The sequence below is a fragment of the Porphyromonas crevioricanis genome (assembly GCF_900167225.1).
Classification (GTDB): domain Bacteria; phylum Bacteroidota; class Bacteroidia; order Bacteroidales; family Porphyromonadaceae; genus Porphyromonas; species Porphyromonas crevioricanis.
Genome location: NZ_FUXH01000006.1, coordinates 1 through 25845 on the forward strand (window position 1 = coordinate 1; position 25845 = coordinate 25845).

At 45.1% G+C, this 25845-nt stretch carries 21 protein-coding genes; 2 read left to right on the forward strand and 19 right to left on the reverse strand.

What is annotated here, in order from left to right:
- Positions 1 to 1460 (reverse strand): InlB B-repeat-containing protein (locus tag B5D48_RS04505; protein WP_143742807.1); only part of this gene is annotated, 1460 nt, incomplete at its 3' end.
- Between the two features lie 433 nt (positions 1461 to 1893).
- Positions 1894 to 4665, reverse strand: a complete 2772-nt coding sequence (locus B5D48_RS04510; RefSeq protein WP_078801683.1) for a T9SS type A sorting domain-containing protein — start codon at positions 4663 to 4665, stop codon at positions 1894 to 1896.
- Between the two features lie 518 nt (positions 4666 to 5183).
- Between B5D48_RS04510 and B5D48_RS04520 the strand changes: the two genes are divergently transcribed.
- Positions 5184 to 7004, forward strand: a complete 1821-nt coding sequence (locus B5D48_RS04520) for a DUF349 domain-containing protein (protein WP_023938511.1) — start codon at positions 5184 to 5186, stop codon at positions 7002 to 7004.
- A 225-nt stretch (positions 7005 to 7229) separates the two neighbouring features.
- Positions 7230 to 8285 (forward strand): L,D-transpeptidase, encoded by a 1056-nt coding sequence (locus tag B5D48_RS04525; RefSeq protein ID WP_023938510.1) that lies wholly within the window; start codon positions 7230 to 7232, stop codon positions 8283 to 8285.
- 722 nt (positions 8286 to 9007) lie between these two features.
- Here the strand turns inward: B5D48_RS04525 and B5D48_RS04530 are convergent.
- The 17 genes from B5D48_RS04530 to rpsM all read right to left on the reverse strand — a co-directional run bounded on the left by B5D48_RS04530 (position 9008) and on the right by rpsM (position 25838).
- On the reverse strand, positions 9008 to 9202 hold the full coding sequence (locus B5D48_RS04530; protein WP_023938507.1) for a hypothetical protein: 195 nt from the start codon (positions 9200 to 9202) through the stop codon (positions 9008 to 9010).
- Between the two features lie 595 nt (positions 9203 to 9797).
- A complete protein-coding gene (locus B5D48_RS04535; RefSeq protein WP_023936865.1) occupies positions 9798 to 10688 on the reverse strand; it encodes a tetratricopeptide repeat protein in 891 nt (296 codons plus the stop codon).
- Positions 10685 to 12523 (reverse strand): BatD family protein, encoded by a 1839-nt coding sequence (locus tag B5D48_RS04540; protein ID WP_023936867.1) that lies wholly within the window; start codon positions 12521 to 12523, stop codon positions 10685 to 10687. The genes B5D48_RS04535 and B5D48_RS04540 overlap by 4 nt, the downstream gene beginning before the upstream one ends.
- Entirely contained in the window at positions 12523 to 13224 is a 702-nt protein-coding gene (locus tag B5D48_RS04545) for a tetratricopeptide repeat protein (protein ID WP_023936869.1), read from the reverse strand. Before B5D48_RS04545 ends, B5D48_RS04540 begins: the two co-directional genes overlap by 1 nt.
- Positions 13221 to 14240 carry a VWA domain-containing protein gene (locus tag B5D48_RS04550; RefSeq protein ID WP_023936870.1) on the reverse strand — a complete coding sequence of 340 codons (1020 nt, stop codon included), beginning with the start codon at positions 14238 to 14240 and terminating at the stop codon, positions 13221 to 13223. Before B5D48_RS04550 ends, B5D48_RS04545 begins: the two co-directional genes overlap by 4 nt.
- Before the next feature lie 12 nt (positions 14241 to 14252).
- On the reverse strand, positions 14253 to 15236 hold the full coding sequence (locus B5D48_RS04555; protein ID WP_023936872.1) for a vWA domain-containing protein: 984 nt from the start codon (positions 15234 to 15236) through the stop codon (positions 14253 to 14255).
- Positions 15233 to 16231, reverse strand: coding sequence for a hypothetical protein (locus B5D48_RS04560; protein WP_023941370.1), 999 nt, complete (start codon positions 16229 to 16231; stop codon positions 15233 to 15235). Before B5D48_RS04560 ends, B5D48_RS04555 begins: the two co-directional genes overlap by 4 nt.
- Positions 16228 to 17115 carry a DUF58 domain-containing protein gene (locus B5D48_RS04565; protein ID WP_023936874.1) on the reverse strand — a complete coding sequence of 296 codons (888 nt, stop codon included), beginning with the start codon at positions 17113 to 17115 and terminating at the stop codon, positions 16228 to 16230. The genes B5D48_RS04560 and B5D48_RS04565 overlap by 4 nt, the downstream gene beginning before the upstream one ends.
- A 17-nt stretch (positions 17116 to 17132) precedes the next feature.
- Entirely contained in the window at positions 17133 to 18131 is a 999-nt protein-coding gene (locus B5D48_RS04570) for an AAA family ATPase (protein ID WP_023936875.1), read from the reverse strand.
- A 3-nt stretch (positions 18132 to 18134) separates the two neighbouring features.
- Complete coding sequence (locus B5D48_RS04575) at positions 18135 to 19538, reverse strand: LysM peptidoglycan-binding domain-containing protein (protein ID WP_023936876.1); 1404 nt, start codon at positions 19536 to 19538, stop codon at positions 18135 to 18137.
- Between the two features lie 23 nt (positions 19539 to 19561).
- Positions 19562 to 20869 (reverse strand): 30S ribosomal protein S12 methylthiotransferase RimO, encoded by a 1308-nt coding sequence (gene rimO, locus B5D48_RS04580; protein WP_023936877.1) that lies wholly within the window; start codon positions 20867 to 20869, stop codon positions 19562 to 19564.
- A complete protein-coding gene (gene ftsY / locus B5D48_RS04585; RefSeq protein ID WP_023936878.1) occupies positions 20866 to 21819 on the reverse strand; it encodes a signal recognition particle-docking protein FtsY in 954 nt (317 codons plus the stop codon). The genes rimO and ftsY overlap by 4 nt, the downstream gene beginning before the upstream one ends.
- A gap of 847 nt (positions 21820 to 22666) precedes the next feature.
- Complete coding sequence (gene rplQ / locus B5D48_RS04590; protein WP_023941362.1) at positions 22667 to 23146, reverse strand: 50S ribosomal protein L17; 480 nt, start codon at positions 23144 to 23146, stop codon at positions 22667 to 22669.
- A gap of 12 nt (positions 23147 to 23158) precedes the next feature.
- Positions 23159 to 24157 (reverse strand): DNA-directed RNA polymerase subunit alpha, encoded by a 999-nt coding sequence (locus B5D48_RS04595; protein WP_023936884.1) that lies wholly within the window; start codon positions 24155 to 24157, stop codon positions 23159 to 23161.
- Between the two features lie 11 nt (positions 24158 to 24168).
- Entirely contained in the window at positions 24169 to 24774 is a 606-nt protein-coding gene (rpsD, locus tag B5D48_RS04600) for a 30S ribosomal protein S4 (protein ID WP_023936886.1), read from the reverse strand.
- 286 nt (positions 24775 to 25060) lie between these two features.
- Positions 25061 to 25447 carry a 30S ribosomal protein S11 gene (gene rpsK, locus B5D48_RS04605; RefSeq protein WP_023936888.1) on the reverse strand — a complete coding sequence of 129 codons (387 nt, stop codon included), beginning with the start codon at positions 25445 to 25447 and terminating at the stop codon, positions 25061 to 25063.
- A gap of 10 nt (positions 25448 to 25457) precedes the next feature.
- Positions 25458 to 25838 (reverse strand): 30S ribosomal protein S13, encoded by a 381-nt coding sequence (rpsM, locus tag B5D48_RS04610; RefSeq protein WP_023936890.1) that lies wholly within the window; start codon positions 25836 to 25838, stop codon positions 25458 to 25460.
- Between the last annotated feature and the right edge of the window lie 7 nt (positions 25839 to 25845).

Below are 25845 nucleotides of genomic sequence, written 5' to 3' on the forward strand. Positions count from 1 at the left end.
TATGTACCTGTATAAGTACGGTCAGCTCCAGCTGTCATGGCTACTGATGTTTCGCCAGCCATTACCTTATCCAACTCATAGCCTTCATTGGCCACTGCTATCAAGGTTAACTCTGAGCCGGTCTCCACAGTAGAGCCGGTCTCAATATAAGTTTCGCCTTTCTTAACTGAGAAGGTTCCATTCGCAGGAGCATCAAAAGACACTTCCACTTGCTCTACAGCAGCCTCTTTGAAGGCATAAGTAATATTCGTAGCAGCCGACACTGTAGCAGAGCCTTCCAATTGATTAGTTCCGGCTATTGGATCCATCACTATCGATATCCCATTAACCTTCACATATTCCAATGTATACCCATGATCGGGTTTGGCTATGAGAACCAGTCCCGTCCCTTCAGCCACATTATCTCCGGATTGTATCGGCCTAAAATTTTCATCATCCTTCACAGACAAGGAGCCTTCTCCTGCATCCTTGGCGATCGTGACAGTATATTTCTGAGGAGGTTCTGGGTCTTCGGAAGATTCTTTGAATACAACTTTCACCTTCAACTTGTCTTCCGAAATCATATTCTCGCCAACCTGAAACTTATACAGTCCCTCTAAGTTCGGAATAACTTCTTCGAGATTAACATAGACGTTTACAGACCAATTGGGGAGTTTGCCCAAGATGTCAACTTCCAATTGATCTCCTATATTCACGTATTTACGTCCAGATGCATCTATCTTGGCTCCCTTGATATTGGCAGATTGATCATCACCGGAACCATCGTCCTCTCCATTATACTCATGCTCCTCCCTCAACTCTATGTAATAAGAAGCAGGAGCATCCGGTTTGCGCTTAAATGCAGCACTAATGTCTTTTCCTCTGTCTTCCTCGCTAACAAGATGCTTTCCGCTGTAAGTTTGAGTAGCATCGCTATAGATCATTTGAACTGGCTTATCACCAACCTTGATATAGTCCAACTCATAACCTACATCAGCTCTAGCTTCTAGAGGCATTTCCTCTCCTGGCGAAAACTCCTGAGAAACACTCGTTACTCCATTTCCCCACATAAGTTCTCCGTTCTGTACGGAGAAAGCATCAGGCAGATAAAACCGAATCGGCTGGACTTGCTTTTGTGCAAACTTGACATTTACAGTCAAGTTGCTGTACATGCGGACCAAGTCTCCACTTTCAAATGGAGTACCCGAAAAGGCAGAACCCTCAATATACTCAGCAAACTTGACCTCATACCCTTCATCAGGGAGAAGGGTAATCTTCACATTGGTTCCAGAGGCGACCTTAGTGATATCTGGGATATCGACACCTTCGGATGTAAATTTGACAGTCCCACTCCCCTCCTTATTAAGAGTAATTGCATAATAAGTAGTCTGTCCCTCTACAGAAAGAGGGGACAGAAAACCAAGCATGGAGAATAGGACAACTGCAGAGAGGATTAACCTCCAAACCAGTAATCTTTTCATACCACAAATTATTAATTAAACACTCAAAAAAACTCTCCCGAGAAGTAAAAGATAAAAGGGAACGCCCTTGTTCAGAAAAAAACGAGAATAATCTCTAGGAGGGCGTCCAACTGCTTTTGCCAAAGATAAGTATTACTGTTGAGATTAGCAATGTTCTAAAAAAATAAAATTAAAGGTATCAATCAATTTCGCATTCTCTTTTTATCCTTGATATTCAGATCTTTCTATTCACATAACCATCTTATTATTCCCTTTCAGGCCCTCTTTTTCTTAAATCACAGCATCCCACAAGTGTTCAAAAAAAAGCAAGTCCATAAAAACAACTCTGTGGCACAAAAAAAGCAGAACTCCATTGACTATAAACACAAAAATGGGGCATCGAAACTTACAATTCCGATGCCCCATCTCGAAAAATATCAAAGCAAGATCTCTCTTACTTCACCACGAGCTTAGTAGCCTTATCGTTTACTACAAGCACATAAGTGCCATTGGCAATAGAAGCAAGGTCGATACGCACGAAACCTTCTGCATCAGCGAGAGTTGCAAATACTACACGTCCATCAAGGGAGATGAGCTGCACGTTAGCAAGAGCCTCTCCCTGCACCAATACATAGTCGGACGCCGGATTAGGATAAACACGAAGACCAAATGCAGCAACTGTTTCAGAGGCTCCATCGTTAACAAAAACAGCTCTTACAGTAACATCTGCATTCACAACGAATTTCTTTGTTCTAGTGATATCCTCTTCTCCAACCATCAGCTTGTCTAATTTGTACTTATCTGCAGGAGTATCAACTACCACCAACTCCGTGCCGGCAAATACCTGAGAACCGGAAGCAATATCCTTGCCGGTTCTATCCTTCAAGGCGATTGTACCATTCTCGGTAGGAGCAATCGTAACTGTGTACTTAGTTCCTTCACCAGGGATAAATTTGGCAAAAATCTTATTTTCTCCCAATTTGACCTTGAAGGTCTTGACTTCCAGTACATCAACACCATTTGCAGTCAACTCAGCAAGCTTCCACCCGGCAGCAGGAGTTACACGGATAGCACAAGACTTGTCCTCATCCAAATCCAAAACTGGGAATCTATTATATTCCTCCCCGTCTACCTCTATTGCAATGGCTCCCTGTCCTTCAATCTCTGGTTCGAGCAAGAAACCATCTTCCGGAGCTGCAGGTTCCCCTTGCTCAAACTCGGCATAAATCTCCAAGCTCTTACTAACATAGAAACTGTAAATCTCCTTTGCGCTGGAGAGCTGGCCAATATGCAAAGTCTTCAGTCTATAACCAGCATCAGGAATTGCTCTTACGAAAAGAATTGTCTGTTTAGGTACAGCATTAGGATCAATACCCTTATTCAAAATCACAACCTTACCATTCTCACATTCCTTGAGAGTAATCTTATATCCTCTAGAGAACACAGCCGAAACTTCAGTATTTGCAGAGACTACAAATTCCTTACTAGCAAGAATATCTTCTTCATTCGCTTTCAGCTCTTTCAATATGTAACCTTCATTAGGGGTCGATACTACGGACACAACTATTCCTTCTTCAACTTGAGCTCCGGAAGCAATGTCTTCTCCTCCTTTTTTCTTGAGCGTAATAACACCATTATCTGATTCTTTTATCGTCACAGTAAACATCTGCGATGAATGAGCTTTGAAAGTAGCAACAAATGTCACATCTGCATCAGCCTTGTAGGTACCGGTGTAAGTGCGGTCAGAACCAAGTGTCATAGTAACTTCGGTTTGTCCAACCATCACCTTATCCAGCTTGTAACCTTCGTTTGCTACAGCTGTCAAAGAAAGAGTAGAACCTTTCTCCACAGTAGAGCCATTGGCAACATCGGCCTCTCCATTCTTAACCGTGAATGCACCATGATCAGGTGCAGCATAGTTGATAGTTACCGTTTCGATCACCTTTTCCTTAAAAGTAACAACAAAGGTTACATTGGCATCAGCCTGATATGTACCTGTATAAGTACGATCAGCTCCAGCTGTCATGGCTACTGATATTTCGCCAGCCATTACCTTATCCAGCTCATAACCTTCATCAGCTACGGCTGTCAAAGAAAGAGTAGAGCCTTTGTCCACAGTAGAACCGGTAACAACTGCATCTGAGCCGTTCTTCACAGAGAATTGTCCATTCTGAGGAGCTGCATAAGTCACAGTGACCTTTTCTTGTGGCTGTTCGGTCTTTTGTTTGAACGCATAAGTTATCGTAGTAGGCTCGGATATACTAAAACTACCCTCGAAGCCATCTCCTGCAGGAGTCATTTCAAGCGCAACATCATTCACCTTCACATAGTCCAGAGTGTAACCTTGGTTAGGCTTAGCCAAAAGAAAAAGATCGGTCCCTTCTGTCAACGTTGCTCCATTTTTGATTGTCCTATTATCTACATCCTTAACTGACAATCTACCATTCTTAACACCACTTTGTATTGTCAACAGATGCTTTTGAGGAGGCTCTACATTGGGGTCATAAGTAAAAGTTGTTCTTACAACCAACTTTTCCTCTTTGATCATGTTTTCCGAAACAGCGAAGCGGAATCTCTTCTCTGCATCCGGATTGATTTGCACATCACCAGCTTTCACCACTACGCTCCATCCATGAGGGAAAGGATAGGCTTTATTGAAAGTAACCTCTAGTTTATCTCCAAGTTTTACGTACCTATAACCAGGGGTCTTCTTGGTTCCAGTCAAATTTGCCTCAATATCATCACCAAATTGACTATCACTCTCATCTTCCACTGATTGTGTTTCCTCTACAATGAAGATAGACTCTGCATCGGCAGTCTTTTTAATTTCGGCCGTGAGCGACTGGCCTTTGTCTGCCAAACTTACCGTATGCTCAGTTCTGTATACAAAATCACCCACTTTGCTCAACTTGAGAGCGACCTCTCCGAGTTTTAGCCACTCAAGTTCATAACCAGGTTTGAGATGGATCAAGTACTTTGCTTTCTCGCCAACCTCGAATTCTTTTGGTCCCTGGCCAACATTTCCATCATCCCAATAAAACCGTGCATTTGGGATATCAAAAGGACCTGGGAGGAAGAGGATAACAGTTTGTCCAGATTCTTCCATCATAACAACTGGAGCGGCTGTAGTCTGAGAAGAGTTTTCCAGCCCAAAAGCCGAAAAATTGACCGCCGAAAAAAGGACAGCACAAGAGAGAAGCAATCTCCCTAATAGTAATTTTCTCATGTCATTTTAATTAATTAAACACAAAACCTTGCCAAGAATTTTGTCAAGAACAAAGAAAGGGAACCACAATTGTCAAATCAATGCTCCAACAATAAAAACAAGGTCAAACAATACGTTCACCTTGCAAAGATAGACGATAAAAGAAATAATGCAAATCTTCATTTTGCCATCTTCAATTCAAAGAAAAAGAACAAAAATATTTATGCACAAGCGGATAAAATATCCAGTCAATCGGATCTTTCAGAGCTATCTCCTACTCTGTTGAAATTAAATGAACTTCACATTTCCGATCAAAATCAAGGATACAAAGATTCAAAAGCCAATGCGCAGGACGCTTGCTCTTATCAGCCAATCGCCCCACAGCATTCTTTGTATACATTTATCAAGATTAATGGCTAAATTTGTGGAGGTCATGAATAGTAACACCATTTCCATCGGGATAGCTCCCTCCATCAAATCCAACCGATGAAGACCGAGGGGGATCGTGGTGGGCTGGTAAAAACAAGGAAGGTTCTTTTATGGAAACACCAACAAACTCTCAGCAGGAGCTCCAACAGGCAGGCTCCGATCAGGAAAAGAAATCATTGCAACCAACAAGTGCGATCGCGGACACGACTTCGCTCAATGACAAGAATGCAGCCGAGCTGGTAGAAGCTTTGGCCGTCTTGCTGCAGGCAGAAGAGCTACCAGCCCGCACCGATGTAGAGGCCTACAAAAAAGCCTTCTACAGACGTAAGCAGCAAGTACTCGAAGCTCCTCAATCTCAGGATGAGGAGGGGGGAGAAAGTTTGCAAGACCTGAGCGAAAAGATAGAGGTGCACGAAGAACGCCTGAAAGACCTTTTGGCTAGCTTCCGAGAGAGATACCAAAAAGTGAAAGAAGAAGAGGAAGCTGTCAAGGCTCAAAATCTTGAGAAAAAGCAAGACTTGCTAACCAAACTCGGCGAACTACTTAGCAGTACCGACGAATTTGGGAAAATCGTAGCCGACTTCCGCCAAATACGTGAGAGCTGGGATGCTTTGGGGGCGATACCCGAGCAACAGGTCAATGAGATACAAAACAGCTATAACAAATTGGTAGAGCAATTCTACGACCTAAAGCAAATCAACGACGAATTCAGAGAATACGATTTCCGAAAAAACTTGGAAGCTAAAACGACTCTCTGCGAAGAGGCCGAATCCCTCTCCGAGCTCGAAGATATTGTACAAGCTGCTCGCAAGCTACAAGACTTGCACAAACAGTGGAGAGATCTAGGACCCGTAGCTCGTGATCTGCGGGAAAGCATTTGGGTTCGTTTCAAGGCTGCATCCTCTGTCATCAATAAAAAACACCAAGAGTACTTCGACCAGCTCAAGGCTGCCGAAAATGATAATCTGGAACACAAAGACACGCTCTGCCAAAAAGTTGAGGGGATAAAGATAGACGAGCTGACAACTCCTAAACAGTGGGAACAAGCCACACAACAGGTGCTGCAAATACAAGCCGAGTGGAAGAGTATAGGCTTCGCCCCCAAGAAAGAGAATGAAAAGATCTACCTGAGGTTCCGCGGTGCTTGCGACGCATTCTTCTCAGCCAAGAGTATGTTTTTCTCCAAAGTGCGGAAAGAGTATGAGGAGAATTATGCTCGGAAAAAAGAAATGGCAGAGGAGGCTGAAAGCCTGCAAGACAGCGAAGACTGGAAAGGCACCACAGCCAGACTCACCGAATTGCAAGCCAAATGGAAAGAGATTGGGCCGGTACATCGTCGGCAAAGTGATGCCATCTGGCACCGTTTCCGTACAGCCTGCGACAAGTTCTTCAACCGCAAGAAGGAAGCAAATGCCGAAAGTGGAGCTTCATGGGCAGAAAACCTTAAACTCAAGTTGGACATCATAGCCCAACTCGAGGCACTCGAAGAGGAGCAAGACGAACAAATAGCCAGAGACAAATTGGCCGAACTCACCGCAAAGTTCCGCTCCGTGGGCTTCGTTCCTTTCAAAGACAAGGAGAAGGTACAAAAGGCATATCGGGTAATCACTGACAAGCTATACGATAGATTGCGTGTCAGCCGTAACAACAGGCGCCTAGAGGGCTATGGCTCAACTCTTGATGAAATGGGCGAAGGCAACAAAGGGAAACTTTTCAACGAAAGGACTCGCATGTTGCGCATTCTGGATAGGATGAAACAAGAGCTGCAAACTTATTCCAACAACTTAGGTTTCCTTTCCACAGACAGCAAAGGAGGCAATGCCTTGCTCAATGAAATGAATCGCAAGAAAGAACGTCTGGAAGAGGATATACGATTGATGCAGCAAAAAATAAAAATGATAGACGAACGCATAGATCAAACAGACGAATAGTACCAGCCAGCCAAAGACATATTGAAGCTGAAAAGTTGTCAGACAGGCAATATGCAAGCTGTATTCCCTAAAACAAAAGTCGCTCTTGGATAAGTCCGGAGCGGCTTTTTTTCACTCTACTAATGACACAGCCTACACAAGAGAATAAAAAGAGAAGTCTCTACTTAAAACACCCTCTACAATCTATAAATAATCTACTCCTCCTTCACTGAACACAAAATTGACATGAAATACAGGCTGTCTTCCATTTCCATTCTAATTTTCCTTCTATCTCTCTTCTCTTGCATTCGAGAAAAAACAAGTGAGACCGAAACGATGCAGGACTCTATCCCTGCAGAAAGTTTGGAAAATTCGCCAAACGACATCGCTATAAATGAACAAAAAAAAGAACCTGAACCCGTTTTCCTGACAGCCCAAGACATACAACTCCGCCGAGAGCTACTGTTCGACAAATACATATTGGAAGACACTTATCCCTATCGAGACACTGTACGCTCCTTTCAATGGCAAGCTATCTGTGACAAGCTGGCTTTCATCGAAAATATGCAGCAAAAACCGGTCCAATGGGTAGTGTTCGAGAATTACAAAAACATCAATGGGGAGGCTCCCACTATCCTCAACTATACCCGAAATGAATACAACAGAATAACAGACAGCCTGGGAATAGAACGCTTTCAATCAGTCCCTCTTTATTCGCCCACAGGAGACATCAGCTCTCCCAAACTCTATGGACAGGATGGCACTCTGGCCAAGATCGTGGATACAGAAGAAGATTACTATCTCATAGAGCCAATACTTATCGAAGGACAATGGCTTGTGCCTAAGAATTATATTCGGGAGTTACCCGACAGCACAAGCTTCCAGCATATAGTGGTTGTAGACCGGATCCAGCAGAATATTGCAACTCTGGAAAGAGAATCTCCAGGCAATTGGCTTATACGAAGTACCAACCCGGCCACCACAGGGCGATTCAAGCCACCCTATGCCCAAAAGACCCCTCTCGGGATCTTTCTCCTGCAACAAAAAAAGAGGCGGATGCACTACTTTCAGGATGGAACCAGAGAAATCGAAGGGTATGCACCTTATGCCTCTCGTTTCACCAATGGAGCATACATCCATGGAATCCCGGTGGTAGGAGTAGACAATCCGATCAAAGAGCACAGCCCAACTCTCGGCACGACCCCTCGCTCACACATGTGTGTACGTAACAACTCCTCTCATGCAGAGTTTATATACAAGTGGGCACCTCTGAGACGAACCCTTGTGATCGTTATAGAGTAAAGCATTTCAGCAGCAATATTCCGGTCGTCCACCGGTAGCTCTCCACAAAAAAGACCATCACATAGCTTGGCAAGGAGAAATACACTCCTTTTGCTAGGCTATGTGATGGTCTTTTTCTATTTAAGGTTCAGAGGGACTGTTGCACAAGTTCCTCAAAGGCTATTTTGCAACCTTCCTACCGGATCTTGCAAAACACGGCATCCTGCATGGATTCATTTTGCATCTCTCTTGATAACACCCGATTTGCTCTTGGGAGTAATCGGTGCAGATTTTGACGCCAAGGTTTTGAACTCAACTTTTGTCAACTTACCCCATTCGTTATCCGCATTCATACCCATGGCAACAGCATAATAAGAAGTGTTGGGGGTCAAGTTAGACCAAGTGAATTCATTATCTCCAATCTCGAAAGGCAGGTTAGGACTATCGGGAGGATAGATTGGTTGTTAATACTTATGACCGGAGGCCCAAGAAGAAATATCAATAGCCTGGGAGGGTTGGAAATGCTCTGCTGAGTACATGAGAACACCCGCTATGTCAAATATGCGAAGGGCATAAGACTTTTGCATATCCAATCCATTGAATTTGAGATTATTTCCATCCTCATAACAAGAGTAAGCAATATTGATCGGAAGAACTACTTCGGTATCAGTACTCTGTAGATCGGTGGAGAAGATACACTTCTCAATTTGTTTGAGAGGGTAAAGTCCATTCTCCGGAAGAGATCACCCATTCTGCATTGTTACCTGCATCTTGCCTGCTTCAAAGGTAATCTTGTGCAGTTGGTGCAGATAAAAGACCTGCGTAGACTTGTTTTCAAGCCTTTTGATAACCAAAGAAGTAGGGTATTTACCCTGCCCATACGCACATGAAACAGTTAAGAGCAGCCCGAATAACAACAGTAACTTGTTCTTTTTCATAGGCAATCATATTATAAACATCCAATAACTGAGACAAAGTTCCTCTACCTTTGCGGAGATACTTTTTTATTCAATCATATACCAAAGCTTTGTTTTTTTGCATATTCCATTGCCAATTGCAAGCTTGTAGGGGATATTGATGACTCTCTGCAATTTCTCAAAAGAATTGGAATGCCCTTCGAGAGAAGCCTTTTAAGATATGTTTTACTATTTGGTTTTACGTTTCTTTTTTGGCCTCGTTTTTTTGCTTAAATCAGGCTCTCTGAGGTCAGTTTTTTTGCTCTTTTTCGGTCTGCTAAGGAGTTGTTTTTGGCTAACACGGGAGCGAACAAAAATTCTCTCCTGTGAGAGGAAACTTTTTCTCCTGTGTTAGCAAAATTTCTCTCCTGTGAAAATTTCGACCCTCCAGAATACCCTATTCATCGGTATTCTGGAGGGTCGAAATTTAGTATATGAAACAGAAAATATCTATTCGTAGATACAACCTATTTCCTCTCCATTTCTTCGCTTTTTGTCACAGCCAAAATTTTACAAAACACATCACCTTAATAGTGCAAGATAATCACTGCAAAATGTAGACATCCGGCCAAAATCTCTATTCTTGGGGAACAACAAGCCCAACCTCCTCAGATAATAGCCAGCCATTCTTGCCATCCGAACTCTTCACAGCATACCAGCCCTCCTTACCTGCTTTGCGTAAATGCAGTTTGGCTCCTTCATGGAGGAGAGCAATAGTGGTAGAACTGCGATCCGGAGCCGTTTTGAGTTCGACTTGTGGGTACAGTACAACCGCATCTCTGTTGTCCCGGTAGTTCCGATAATTGTACCAAGACAGTAAGTTGAACAGCAAAGAAAAAAATAACATCAGGTTTGCGACATAAAAACCGATGCGTCTTTCTTTGCGGTTCCGTCCGAGTAGGAAAAACAAACTGGCAACGACAAACACGACCGCCGTAAACAGGCCCATCGCAATAAGCATACGCAGCCCCAAAAAGCCAGTTACCCGGTCGAGCAAATAGGCAGTGAAAAGGGGAGTCGGCTCTGTTGCATCTATTATTTTGCTGCGAGCCAAAGAGAGATTATTGGCAATATCCTTGTCGTAGGGATTCAAGCGTTTGGCACGCTCGAGCATAAGAATAGAAAGCCCATACTGCTTGGTTTGATAGTAAGCCGTACCCAGATTGTAGTAGAGTGCTGCTGTATGAGGATTATTCTGCAGCAACTGCTCATAGCTTTTTACTGCTCGCTCATACTGGCCTGCTGCATAATAGGCATAAGCCGAACTGTCCGAAGAGAAGATCGCTGACAATTCGTGCGGGGCAGCAGGCTCGGTTTGAGGTATAGAATCAGACTCGAAGACGTGGCCGGCTGTCGGAAGAGTTATAGAAAGGAGACTATCTCTCTGTGCCTCAATCGTATTATGTGAAGCACAAAGAAGAAGCATAAAGAAAGCGATGAGAGGGGAGCGCAGGTATTTAGTTTTCATGGCTGAACTTTCACTTTTTCAGTTAGATCGATCAATTGAGCAGCTTCTTGATAAAAGTCCTCCATCTTTTTGCCCGTATCTACAGAGGCAAAGCGCGCAAACTCCAATTCCTGAATCAGAGCCTTCCAACGAGCAATCAAAGAGACTTCGGCTCCATATGCCTGCAATTTTTCTTCTACTTTGTCCTGCTTCAGGTCGGAAAGAGGCAGCAACAGTTTGTCTCCCAGATAGCCCCACAGCGCAGTAAGAAGAGCATCGTAGAAACTTCTCTCTTCTCCGGCTTGCATCCTGTTTCGGGCATTGGTCAAATGCTCAAGAGCCAGCTTGGCAGCTCGACGTTTGCGAGTACCGTCGATGTCGGCCTCCATTTTTCGTTTTTGTCTCACCAGAAAATAGCAAAGGACTCCCAATGACAAAACCAGTAGATAACAAGACCAGTAGAGGGGACTGAAAGCGAAAGCCGATCCGGGAAGAATGGTAGATCCATCAATCTCAAACCTTGGCAGAGAAGGCTCACGCCCCTGTAGTCGCACATTCTCTCTTGGAGCAGAAGAACCGGCAACGGCTGGGGCAAGCTCTTTCCCCTTTTTCACCTTTAGCTGAATAGGGTCCGTGGCAATCCTCTTGTACTTTTTTGTCGCAGGATCAAAAAAGACCATCTCTACTGGAGGCAAAGAGTAGCTCCCTACTCTGTTCGGCACTGCATAGTACTCTATTACTTTGCTGCCTGTACTGCCTCCTGCAGAAACTTGTATGTCGGATTTTGCTTTCGGATCATAAGTATCAAAAGACTCGGGGAATTGTATTTTGGGTTCTTTCAAGAGCTTAATATTGCCACGCCCATTTATTTCTACACGTACCGTCATAGCTTCGCCCGTGGCAGGTTGTTGAGGATCAACAGAAGCTTTGATCATATACTCTCCCACAGCTCCATCAAAAGCAGCTGGCTTGGGCAAAGGCAGAGGAATAACAGTCAATGCAGCAGGGGAGGTCTTGAGATGTCTTTTCAAATTTAAGTAACCGCCACGAGATGCATTCAAGAAGTCCTGCATCGGGTCTCCGGTGCTCTTCAATTTTCGTGGCAAAGAGACCTCGACCTCTATCTCAGCCGGTGAAATATTCAGTTGCCCGGGACGCTGTGCCAAGACAACCCATTGCTGCAGGAATACCACATTGTAGTATCGCCCGTTGTACTTCTCTATCACAAATCCACGCTCCGGTGTATCATAGACAGGTTGAGAAACAAAGCCCTCAAACTCCGGATAACGCACTGATTCCACCTGACGAAGACGCAACTTGGGATCTATGTACAACTTATAGGTGGCAATAACTTCTTCTTGCTCATAAGCCTTAGATTTATTCAGCTCGATACGGACAAAGACATCCTGTGCCCCCAAAGTCGGGAGCTCCTCTGTTGCCTCGGCAGTCTTTCCACCGTGATCTGTATTCCGGCTACTGCGTCCCTTATCTACTACTGCAATCTGTGTCGCTTTTGTACGCAAGCTTTTGTTGTCGCTCGTAACGACAGTAGCAGCTCCTATCGTAAACTTGCCTTTGCTTTTGGGGAGCAGTACATAAGTATGCGTATTAAGGGTCTCTGTCCTATTGTTCTCCCGGATCATCGCAACATCGGATGAAGCAAAAAGAATGTCGAAGCCCTCGAACTTGGGTGCCGAAAAGCGTTTTTCGGAAGCATTGCGTAACTCGAATACAACCTTGAATTGCTGCCCAAGCTCTACCGAAGAGGGAGCCGAAACCGTAAAACTGGTCTGGGCAAAAAGGCAGATAGGCAGGAAACAGATAAATAATAGGAGGATAAGTTTATCGCGATACATTACCAATTCTTTTTGCCTTTGGTTTGTTGTCGTTGTGCTTCTTCACGTTTTTGCATCTCTATCCGGCGGCGTGTCTTTTCTTCGTCTTGCTTGAAGGCATCCAATATCTGTTCTGCACGCTCTTTGTCTATCTCTTTCGGATCATTTTGGCGTTCTCCGTCCTGTGGTGGAGTCTGCTGTGGAGAAGGCTGTGCATTGGTGTTATTTTCATTTTGCCCTTCTTGCTGTTGCTTGTTTTGTTGTTGATTTTGCTCCAGAAGTTTCTTGGCCAAAGTATAGTTGTAGCGTGTCTCATCGTCCTGAGGTCTACGTATGAGTGCCTGCTTATAGGCTTCTACGGCTTTGTCGTACTGTTTGCTGCGCATCATCAGGTTGCCCATATTGTGCATCACATCGGCCTGACGGCTCTGAGACAACTGGTCGTTGTCAATTAGTCGTGCCAGTTGCTTTGTGGCTTCTTCATACTTGCTTTCGCTGTAGAGAGAGGCGGCTAAGCCGTAGATAGCCGGAGTGTAAGTACTGTCCACAGCAAGAGCCTGCCGGTAATATTCCGCAGCTTGTTGATAGTCTTGCCGAGAGTAAGCCTTGAAGGCGGATCGGCTAAGCAACGTAACCGACTGCTGTGCCCACAATGTCGAGGCGGATAAGATGCACAGCAGTATTGTGCAGATAGGACGTATAGGATAGTGCCGGAAAATCATCTATCAAAGAGTTTGAATCGTGAGAAGAAACGGCTCTTGCGCTCTTGTATAAAAAATTCGATCAGCAAACAGAGGAAAGCTAAAGCGAGTGGATAGGCATAAATTTCGTAGTAAGAAGCTCCAGAAGGCATATGGATGTCCGCCTTTGGTAATTTGTCGAGACGGTTGATCACTGCACGGGCAATAGAACTCGCATTGCTCCCGACAAGGTAGATACCGTCTCCAGCCTCTGCTATTGTTCGGCACATCTCTTCATTCAATCGGGTGAGCACGGGTTGGCCGTCCTCTGCTTTCAGCACCTCGTCTCCCATAGGGATCATACCTCCCTGTGTCGATCCAATCCCGATTACAAAGGTGCGAATCCCCTGTTTGAGAGCTTTCTCCGCAGCAACTTTGGCATCCCCTTCTTGCGACTCGCCATCCGTAAGTAGAAGAATAGCTTTACCCACAAGTTCATTATCTCCGAAGCAGGCAGAAGAGGCCTCTATCACTTTGTCGATAGCGGTACCCTGATTGGAGATCATTCCAGGATCGACATCTTGTAACATCTCTTTCGCAACCGACAGATCCGTGGTGATAGGGATTTGGGTAAACGAACTGCCGGCAAAAACCATCAAGCCGACTTTGTTGCCATGCAACTCATCGAAGAGTTTGTTCAATATACGTTTGGCAAAGTCCAAGCGAGACGGAGATACATCAGTACTGTACATCGAGTTGGAAATATCCAGACCGATCATCAATTCATATCCTCTGCCCAATTCGTTTTCGTTTGTCGGCTTGGGTATTCTTGGCCGAGCAATTGCTATGATCAGAAAAATCATCGAGAGCAGAAGGAAAGCCTCTTTCCACAGTCGCCTTTTAGTAGAAGCCTCCGGCTTGAGCATTTTGATTCTTGGAATATCTGCATAGCGACGCTCAAGAGAGCGACGCCTCAAAAAAGAAGCATAGCACAGAGCAGCCAGTAATGGCAGTAAAAGCAATAGATATAAAATATAGGGAGAGGCAAATCCAATCATGGCTATCGAAGTTTAAGGGATACTGCGCAAATAGGTATTGCGCAAAATAAATTCGACTAAAAGAAGCAGTATAGCAGCCACAGCCCAAAAAGAGAATAACTCTTCGTAGCCGGTCTCTTCTCGGCTTATGATTTTCGTTTTCTCCAGTTCATCAATTGCATGGTAAACCTCGGCCAGACTCTCATTGTCCACGGCCCGGAAGTATTTTCCATCCGTTATTTCTGCCATTTTTGTGAGTGTAGGCTCATCCAGCTCTACCGGTACATTCTGCACTCTGGGGCCAAAGAGGGTATTCACAGTCATGGGAGCTTCTCCCTGCGTGCCGACTCCGATTGTGTAGATACGTATTCCGAAAGATTTGGCCAAAGAGGCCGCCATAAGAGGAGATATATCCCCTACATTATTTATCCCATCAGTGAGCAGGATGATTACCTTGCTCTTGGCTTTACTGTCTTTGATTCGGCTTACAGCTGTAGCTAACCCAAGACCGATGGCAGTGCCGTCTTCCAACATCCCGGGCTTGACTTCCTCCAAGCGGTTGAGCAACTGTTTGTGGTCTGTGGTGAGAGGGCACTGAGTGAAACTCTCGGCCGAGAAGACAACTAACCCAATATTGTCTGTAGGACGGTTGTTGATGAAACGCTGGGCGACATCTCGAGCAGCTTCCATTCGGTTAGGTTGCAAGTCCATAGCGAGCATTGACCCCGAAATATCCATTGCCATCATGATATCTATCCCCATCACAGTGTCTTTGCGAAAACTATTGCGATTCTGAGGACGTGCCAACGCAACGATCAGACAAGCCAAGGCTAATAAACGGAGAGTAAAGAGCAGATGTCTGAGTTTTACTCTCAACCCTGCGGATAACCCCTGTAGGGGACTAAGGTCAGAAAGGAACAGAGAGGCATGTTGTTTCTGTCTGCGCCATATATACCAATACAGCAAAAGGGGCAATAGCAGTAGCAGCAGTAGGAAAGAAGGGAAAGCGAAATTCATACCTCCGCCTCCTTTTCTCGTTGGGGGAGAGTAGCAGCTTTCTCTCTCTCGATCAGGATCGTATTGATGTGATCCAACATGTCTGTCACAGGGACTATGGCTGCACGCATGCGATTTATGGCAAACTCTCCTTTGGCATATTTGGCCAGATTGGCTTCGGTTTGTACATCGGCTAATGCTGTCGTTTCCAATTCAAAAGAAGCGTCTATTGCCTCTCTCAACTCCTTCGGTAGCATTTCCATGGCAGGAATATCGCTGACTTCTACCAAGTATATTCTCAATACATCGAGAAGTTCGGTATAGAAGTTTTTGGGAGAGTAATGTTCGGCTTCCCTATCGAGGTGTTCAAGACGTATTTTACTCTGCTCGTATGCCGTTGGCACATATGCTGGTGAGACTTCCGGTAGTCTCAATGCCTTTCGTTTTTGGTATCTGCGCCAGAGGAGGAACAATAGGCTTAGCAGGATAAGTGCCAGGAAAATGTAGAAAAGGGGATGCCTGATGATAAGGGTAAGAATGTCGCCGACTTTTAGTTTTACCTGCCATGGGGCTTTGATATCGGCAATAGAATCAGGGCGAGATATATCGACCGAAGGCTCGTTCACCTTGATGACGAATGGCCCGGCCTCAGCTTCCTCTCCGGCACATACAACCCGTATTTTAGGGACAACCAGCAAACAGCTATCCCAAGCGGTGATGACCATACGGGCTGACAGCTCATATAGTCCATCGCCCAACTCTGTCGTATCTACAGGCTGATAAGAGAGTAAATCGAAGTTTTGCTGCAATGAATCCGGAGGGATGATAATACGAGTTCCGGAAATGTCGGCAGTACGCACAACCAAATCGATAGCAGCCTGCTCTCCCACGAGCATCTCCGATCGGTCTGTTTCGGCTGTTATCCCCAGTCGTTGTGCCTCCACTCCCATGCTCACAATGAAAATGAGTATCAGAGACAGAGCGATCCTATTGAGACAATGTATTGTTCTACTCACTTTCTTCTCCTGAATAACTGTATCATGGGTGGTACATAATCCTCCCCTGTATGTACCTCCATCCGATCTATATGATATTTGTCAAGCAAAGTCTTGCGCTCCGATGCTATACGATGATGATATTGCTCAAAACCTTTCTTTACTCCTTTGCTGCTGCTATCTATCCAGCGTTGTACTCCCGTCTCGGCATCTCGCATCAATACCAATCCCATTGAGGGAAGGGCCGTATCATGTCTGTCATATACGCGTATAGCAACCATATCGTGCTTGCGAGCAACGATACCGAGAGACTGTTCGTAGGAAGAAGGCTCCGCCATGAAGTCGCTTATCAAGAATGCAGTACACTGCTTTTTTACGACAGTTCGAAGGGCCATGAGAGGGGCTGCAATATTCGTTCGGGGAGAGTTTGGCTCAAAGCTGAGTAATTCACGTATGATGTACAAGATATGACTACGACCGCTGCGTGGCGGAATATACTTATCCACCTTATCGGAAAAGAGAATAGCCCCCACTTTGTCATTCCCCTGCATAGCAGAGAAAGCTAGAGTTGCAGCAATCTCCGTGCTTAACTCTCGCTTTGTCTCGTCTATTGTACCGAAGAGGAGACTTCCACTCATATCGACCAATAGCATTACACTCAACTCACGCTCTTCATCAAACTCTTTGATAAAAGGCTTGTGATAGCGAGCTGTGACATTCCAGTCTATATCTCTGATATCATCTCCCACAGCATAAGGGCGTACCTGACTGAAAGCCATACCACGCCCTCGAAATGCAGACTGGTAAGAGCCTGCGAACACCTCTCTGCTGAGTCGTTTGGCTTTGATCTCGATACGGCGAACCCGCCTAAGCAGGTCTATTGCTTCAGTCCCAAGCTTTTTCATTCGGGGAGAAAAACTTTTTAGGGTACCTCCACCCTGTTTACGATCTCATCGACTACTGCATCAGCGGTCAGATTGGCGGCCTCCGCTTCATAGCCAAGCCCAATTCTATGCCTTAGCACATCGTGGGCGATCGCTCTAATATCCTCTGGCAAGACATAGCCACGACCATTCAGAAAGGCATAAGCCCGAGCTGCAACAGCCAAATTGATCCCGGCTCTCGGAGAGCAACCGAATGTAATCATACGGCCAAGTTCTTCCATTCCATAATCGGCAGGATAGCGCGAAGCAAAGACGAGATCTACGATATAGCGTTCGATCTTATCATCGATGTAGACCGAGTGCACAACCTGTCGTGCCTGCATCACCTCTTCCACAGATACGACCGAGGATACAGGCCGAGAGATCTGGTCACTCAGATTGCTCCGTATAATAAGAGCTTCTTCCTCCTTGTGCGGATAATCGAGCAGGACTTTGAACATGAAGCGATCGACCTGAGCTTCTGGCAAGGGGTAAGTTCCTTCCTGTTCTATGGGGTTCTGTGTTGCCAGTACCAAAAAGAGGCTGGGGAGTTTGTAAGTTGTTTCTCCTATTGTCACCTGTCTTTCCTGCATGGCTTCGAGCAGAGCACTCTGTACTTTGGCAGGTGCTCGATTGATCTCATCTGCCAACACAAAATTGCTGAATATGGGTCCTTGCTTGACCTGAAACTCCTCATTGCGTTGGCTATACACCATGGTACCGATGAGGTCGGCAGGCAACAGGTCCGGTGTGAACTGTATGCGTTTGTAATCGGCTTGTACCAGAGAGCTAAGAGTTTTGATCGCCAAAGTCTTGGCCAAACCGGGTACTCCCTCAAGCAAAATATGGCCATCGGCCAGAAGACCTACCAATAGAGAATCTATCAGATGACTCTGCCCTACAATCTTTTGCTGCATTCCCCTGCGCAGGTTGTCTACGATTGGACTATGCTTCTCTATCAGAGCAGTAATTGCTTTTATATCTACCGCTGCATTCATGCGTTATTCTTGTTTTGTTTTCTTCAAATTCCATTCCTGTTCGGCTCGGCGAGCTTGCCAGACGCCCACGCTGTCCGTGCGGGTAAGACCATACTCCCCTATACGAGGTAAACGGATATTCAAGCCCGATGGTACTCTGTCAGGGTTGGATATGCGATTTTTATTGGCCCGGTAAATATACACCCAAAAAGCCTTGTCTCCATACTCTCGAAGGGCGATCTGATTGAGGCGTTCTCCCGGCTGGATACGCACCCAATGCGCATTTTCTGTATGCCTTTCCGTTGACTGAGAAGTCTCTATGATATTGGAAGTGGTCGAGGAAGTCGATATGGTAGATTCTTTGGTCTCTCCATTAGCAAGAGAAGCCGATTTCATTGTATCACTGTCCGGTTTTAGATTCTGGTTAGCGGCAAGCATGGCAACCGTATCGGTTGAGGTTGTTTTCCTCGATTTTTCTTGTGGTATGATAGATTGGTTGGGGAGGTTTTCGCCCTTTTTCTTTTCTCCTTGAGAAGTGAAAAGAAAAAGGGCAGAAAGCAACAACAGAATTAAAAGAAGAACCAAGGCAATCCATACCCATTGACTTTTCACAAGGTTACTTCCTTTCCGAGGATGCTCGATAGAGTCAGTGGGTGGCGTTTCTCTTTCCGGCTCCTCCGGATGTGTAAATATCTCTTCTTCTTCCATTTGTACTTCAGTGTGTGGCAAGGCTATCTTTCTCTCTTCTGGCTGCTGCTCAGGAGAATTATCGAAGGGTATCTCCCGGGAGCTTTCATCAATGGAATACTCCTCTTTCTCGTCCTCTCTTCGCAGAAGAGAACAACGCTGCAGAGCTTCTTCTATACTTTCGAATGGCAAAGAGGGTGTGTCATCCAACTCCGCCTTTTCATGCAGCTCGACAGGGATAAATACAGAGAAAGCCCGATCTAAATACTCACATACCTCCCCCTGTGGCTCAAAACAAATCTCTCCCTCTTGTGCCCTGAAGAGTCCTATTTCGGGCCAAACAACAACTCTCTCCAGCTCTAAATCTCGAAGAAGCAACTCTCCCAAAATATTCCACCAGCGTTGGCAAACATCAAGGAGCAAGCCCGAAGTCTCACTCAAGGCTCGCACGAGTTGCTCATCAGGACAGAGCCTTTTGCTCGGCTTTGAGCAGAGACGCAGATGAACACGGGGGGGAAGCAATATTCTTTTGCCATCGGGTAGCAGTGCAACAAACTCTCCCTTTGTCTCGCTCTCCCAGTATCCCAGTCCTTGTTGTCTAATGGATTCACCTCTCTCCAACCGGACTTTCAGCTGTTCGCACAGACAAGATATCAGCAGCTCCGAGTGCGATACCGGCAGATATGATGCTGCAGAAAGACGATTGAGCCAAAGCTCGTGTTGTAGGCTATTGCTCTCCAAAATGCTACACGTATATGAGGAGTCTATTCTATAGGTTCTGCATACAACTCAAAGGCTGTCGCATCGGTCACAGAAACGGTAACAAACTGCCCTATCTCAAGATTTTTTCCCGGATATTCAGTGATCCAAACCTCGGGATCTACATCCGGAGAATCGTATTGACTGCGCCCCACTGCATAGCCATCTTCTTTGCGATCGACTATGACTTTCAGAGAGGTATCGATTTTAGAACGCTGGATGGAGAGGGAAATCTCCTCTTGCAGAGCCATAAGCCTGTCGAGACGGTCTATCTTAACTTCGTTGGGGACGTCATCCTGATAGTGTTGATCGCACCAAGTGCCCTCTTCGTGCGAGTAGATAAAGGCTCCCATGCGTTCGAAACGAATGTCACGAACAAATTGCAGCAATTCTTGGAAATCTTCTTCCGTTTCACCCGGGTGTCCAACCATAAGTGTTGTACGCAGATGAATGCCTGGCACCTCTGCTCTTATTTTTCGGAGCAAGTTATAAGTGTCAGCGGAAGAGATATTTCGGCGCATCTGTTTGAGCATTCTATCGCTGATGTGTTGCAAGGCTATATCCAGATAGTTGCAAATCTTGGGTTCTTCCCGAATGACGTCCAATAACTCATATGGGAAGTGGTGTGGGTAAGCATAGTGTAGGCGGATCCACTCGATTTCATCTATGCATACAAGTTGCCTTAGCAATTCGGGGAGTAAGGCTCGATGTCCATCCAAATCCATTCCGTAATAGGTGAGGTCTTGGGCTATCAGTTGTAGCTCTTTCACTCCGGCTAACGACAGTCTTTCGGCCTCTTGCAAAATCTCCTGCATGGGGCGAGAACGATACCTTCCTGTGATTTTTGGGATGATACAGTAGGAACAACTGCGATCGCAACCTTCGGCAATTTTCAAGTAGGCATAGTGAGACGGCGTTGTAAGCATACGGGTAGTTGCCTCTCTATCGTAATAGGCCTTCCCTATGTCTCTGAGTAGCTGAGGCCAATCGAATTTCCCATACCAGCGATCTACGCCATCTAGCTCTTGCCCCAATTCATCACGGTAGCGTTCGCTCAGACATCCCATTACATAGACTGCTCCGACACGACCTCGCTTCTTCAGATCCAAAACCGTGAGAATCGTCTCAATGGATTCTTCCTTGGCAGCATCGATGAAACCACAAGTGTTGATCACAACAATTTCTCCATCAGGCTGTGCCGTATCGTGAGACACACGATAACCATTCAATGCAAACTGGCGCATCAGACGCTCTGAATCGATCAAATTTTTGGAGCATCCGAGGGTGATTACGTCTACTTTGTTTCGCTTCATTCGCCAAAGAGAGAATCGACAAACTCACGTTTGCGGAATACTTGCAAATCCTCTATCCCTTCACCCAGACCGATGTATTTTACCGGTATCTTAAATTCGTTGGATATACCTATTACCACTCCTCCTTTGGCTGTCCCATCAAGTTTGGTTACGGCCAAAGCATTGACCTCGGTGGCAATGCTGAATTGCCGGGCCTGCTCAAAGGCATTCTGCCCTGTAGAGCCATCGAGAACTAACAGACACTCATGAGGAGCATCTGGGATGATTTTCTGCATTACACGACGAATTTTGCTCAACTCCTGCATCAGACCAACCTTATTGTGCAAACGTCCAGCTGTATCTATCAACACCACATCAGCGTTGTTGGAAACGGCACTGCTGAGTGTGTCGAAGGCCACAGAAGCGGGATCCGATCCCATCTGTTGTTTCACGATCGGGACATCACAACGATCCGCCCATATTTGCAATTGCTCCACAGCAGCAGCTCGGAACGTATCGGCGGCCCCCAATACAACTTTCTTTCCCTGTGATTTGAATTGATAAGCCAACTTGCCTATGGTTGTCGTTTTACCTACACCATTTACTCCTACGACCATAATCACATAGGGGCGAGATTGAGTTGGTAGCTCAAATCGATCTCCATCGATTGTACCGTTTTCACTAAGCAGCGCTGCAATTTCCTCTCGTAAAATGCCGGTAAGCTCCGAAGTAGAGACATACTTGTCTCGTTTCACTCGCTCTTCAATTCTTTTGATGATAGTCAGAGTCGTATCTACACCAACATCGGAAGTGATGAGTATATCCTCCAGATTATCAAGCACTTCATCATCTACCGTACTCTTTCCTATAATAGCACGACCAATCTGACCAAATACAGAAGTCTTGGTCTTACTTAAGCCCTCATCGAGGGTTTCCTTTTTCTTTTTATTGAAAAAGCCAAACAATCCCATATGCTTATTACTGAATGTCTAATCTGTGCAAAGATAAGCCTTTTGCCAACGGCTTTATGCCTAATTGGCTCTATACTAATATATCAATAGCATGAGTTCGATATAAAGGAAATATATAAAGTCTATTTACACGCGTTTTCCGGCATTTATACGGCTTTCAGAAGGCTTTTTATCCCTCTTTGAGGTACTTCCGCCCCCCCTTCTATCCCAAGGATCATAGAAGGTCTAGAATTACAGCTACTTGTTGTCTCTGCTATGTGTTTCCTAAGATCGAACCGACGTATCGATAGAATAGTCTCCGTAGATCTCCAATACAACTGATCCCATATTCCAACATCATTCAACACCCTCTATTTGCTGCTTTTTTACTTAGTCTGTTTAGGCTCTGAGCATGCAAGAGAAAGAATCTCGTGCAAGACTCTCAATTTGCATCTCGTTTTATCAGATAGCCAATCCTTCAATCTTTCAAAAAGAGGATAATGGGATACTTATATAAGTATCAATCTCGAAGGATAATAAAGAGTTTATGATTTCTCTATTTTAGCTTGAGCTTGCAAGGTTCCTTATCAGACAGTTGATCCCAACATGAACAAGAGAGACTTACTGCGAAAAAAGTCCTCTTTTAACTACCTGCCACTGAGATTGCAAACTATTTAAGGTCTCCAAAACTTTTTATTGGACTTCAATAATTTTCGATACACGTCACTATTCTAGAACTCAGCACAAAAAATAGAAAAAGGGTTGCAAGACAACTATCCTGCAACCCTCTTCTCTATTCAAATCTTCAAGTGCAACAGAGAATTTCCCTTTGTTCAACGAAGTAGTTCTTCTCTGTTGTATCTCTTTGTTACTCTTCTGTTGAAGTTTCCTGTTTCTCAGCAACAGGAGCCTCGGCTTTCTTCGCACGAGAGCGACGTGTGCGCTTAGCCGCTGGCTTGCTGGCATCAGCTCCTTCTTTAGCCATGTGTGCATTATAATCCACAAGCTCGATAAAGCACATGGCCGCAGCATCACCCAAACGATAACCGGTCTTGATAATACGAGTATATCCTCCAGGACGATCAGCCACTTTCTGAGAAATATCTCCAAAGAGCTCCTTCACTGCATACTTATTTCTCAACAAGGCAAATGCCATACGACGAGAATGAGTAGAGTCTGTCTTCGATTTTGTAATAATCGGCTCTACATATACCCGAAGGGCCTTAGCCTTAGCCACTGTAGTGAAAATGCGCTTATGCATGATCAATGAGGTGGCCATGTTTGAAAGCATAGCTTCGCGGTGGCTCTTAGTACGACCCAAGTGAGGTACTTTCTTATTGTGTCTCATTGTTTTGAGGGTTTATTCTTTGTCTAACTTATATTTGCTAACGTCCATCCCAAAAGAGAGATTGCACTTCTCGAAAAGTTCTTCAAGCTCAGTCAGAGATTTACGACCAAAATTTCTAACCTTGAGCAGATCTGCCTTCGTACATTTCACCAGATCACCCATAGTATCTACATCTGCTGCTCGAAGACAATTCAAGGCACGAACAGAGAGGTCAAACTCGGTAAGTGGTCGATTTAAAATCTCTTGCATCTCCATATCCTCTTCGCTCAACTCAACAGCTTCTTCACTAACCTGTGCTTCTTCGACTACAGAGAAATTATTCTCAGCGAAGAGAGCAAAATGCTCGATCAAAATCCCGGCAGCTTGGCTGAGAGCCTCTCTCGGGTGAATACTACCGTCTGTACTTACCTCCAACAAGAGCTTCTCAAAGTCCGTTTTCTGCTCCACACGGAAATTCTCCACCACGCACTTCACATTGCGGATAGGCGTATAGATAGAGTCAATTGCAATCGTGTGGATTTCATCTGAATCAGATCGATTTTCATCAGCAGACTGATAGCCCCGTCCCTTCTTAATTGTCAACTCTATCTGCATAGAAGCTGATGGATCTAGATGACAAACCTCAAGGGAAGGATTCAACACAGTAAATCCGGTAAGTTGCTCATTCATATCCCCAGCCTTGAAAACCACCTTCTTCTCTATCTGAAGACGAATGGTTTCCTCGGAAACATCCGGTTGTAGCTGTTTGAAACGAACTTGCTTAAGCTTAAGAATAATATTGGTGACGTCCTCCAATACACCCGGAATAGTAGCAAATTCATGATCTACCCCCTCTATCTTGATCGATGTAATAGCAAAGCCTTCCAAGGAGGACAATAATATGCGCCGAAGAGCATTACCAATAGTAATGCCATAGCCGGGCTCTAATGGTCGGAACTCAAACTTCGCGAAGGAGTCCGAAGCCTCCATCATCAATACACTGTCGGGTTTTTGAAATGCTAATATTGCCATGGTACTATGGATTATTTAGAATACAATTCTACGATGAGCTGTTCACGAATCTCTTCAGGAATATCTGCGCGCTCGGGGATGTGCAACATCTTGCCACTCTTGCTAGATTCGTCCCACTCCAACCAAGGATACTTGCTGTGATTGAATCCAGCAAGGGCATCAACTACCACTTCCAAGCTCTTAGACTTCTCTCGAACTCCAACAACTTGACCTGGTTGAACAAAGTGAGAAGGGATATTCATCACACGACCATCTAAAATTACATGGCGGTGAGTCACCAATTGACGAGCTGCAGCTCTGGTGGGTGCAATCCCCAAACGATAGACGACATTGTCCAAGCGTTGTTCCAACAATTGAAGCAACACCTCACCTGTTACCCCCTTACTACGCTGAGCCTTCTTAAACATGTTGCGGAACTGGCGTTCCAATACACCATATGTGTACTTAGCCTTTTGCTTTTCACGCAACTGCAGACCATATTCACTCGTCTTACGGCGACGATTGTTCCCGTGTTGTCCGGGAGGATAATTCTTCTTAGAAAGAACCTGATCCGGTCCGAAAATAGGAGCACCAAACTTACGTGCAATCTTACTTTTAGGTCCTGTATATCTTGCCATTATTTTCTTGTATTATAGAGCAGTGTCAGAGTCAATGTCTTTCTTCTACTTTCCATGATAGGAGGACTTGGTCTATGCCTAACCCAAACAGTCTGTGTGCAGCCGCGATTGACTAAAATATTGAGAGATGGTATAAGTATTGCTGGCTTAGACAATCTTTTTCACTCGACTAATTTTCTGGAGAGGCAAATAGTTTTTCCACCCTTGCGTCTTTTCCTCACAGAGTTTACTTAAACTCAACACAATGCTCAGTAAATGTTATTATCAAATGTGCTCAGTACCCAGATCAAACTCTTCTACGCTTCGGAGGTCTGCATCCATTGTGGGGCATAGGAGTCACATCCACAATCTCTACTACTTCAATACCAAGACCATGCAAAGTACGAATAGCAGACTCGCGACCATTACCTGGTCCCTTCACAAAAACCTTCACCTTTCTCATCCCTAAATCATAGGCAATCTTGCCGCAATCTTGGGCAGCCATCTGAGCAGCATAGGGTGTGTTCTTCTTGGAAGAACGAAAACCCATTTTACCGGCTGAAGACCAGCTAATTACCTGACCTTCGCTGTTGGCAATAGAGATGATGATGTTGTTAAAAGAAGAACTGATGTGGGCCTGCCCCATAGCATCAACTTTGACGGTTCTCTTTTTCGCGACTGTTTTTTTAGCCATATCAACCTATTTATTTGGTAGCTTTCTTCTTGTTTGCAACTGTCTTCTTCTTCCCCTTTCGTGTACGGGCATTATTCTTTGTGCTCTGACCACGCAGAGGCAAACCTATACGATGGCGTATTCCACGGTAGCACCCAATATCCATCAGGCGTTTGATATTCATCTGAACCTCAGATCTCAAATCTCCTTCAACCTTGTATTCCGCACCTATTACCTCTCGAATGGCAGCTGCTTGGTCGTCTGTCCAATCCTGGACCTTGATGTTCTCATCTACACCGGCTTTGGAAAGGATTTTGGCAGCACTGCTTCTTCCAATACCATAAATGTAGGTTAGGGCAATAGCCCCTCTTTTGTTTTGTGGCAAATCAACGCCAACAATTCTTATAGCCATATGTTAG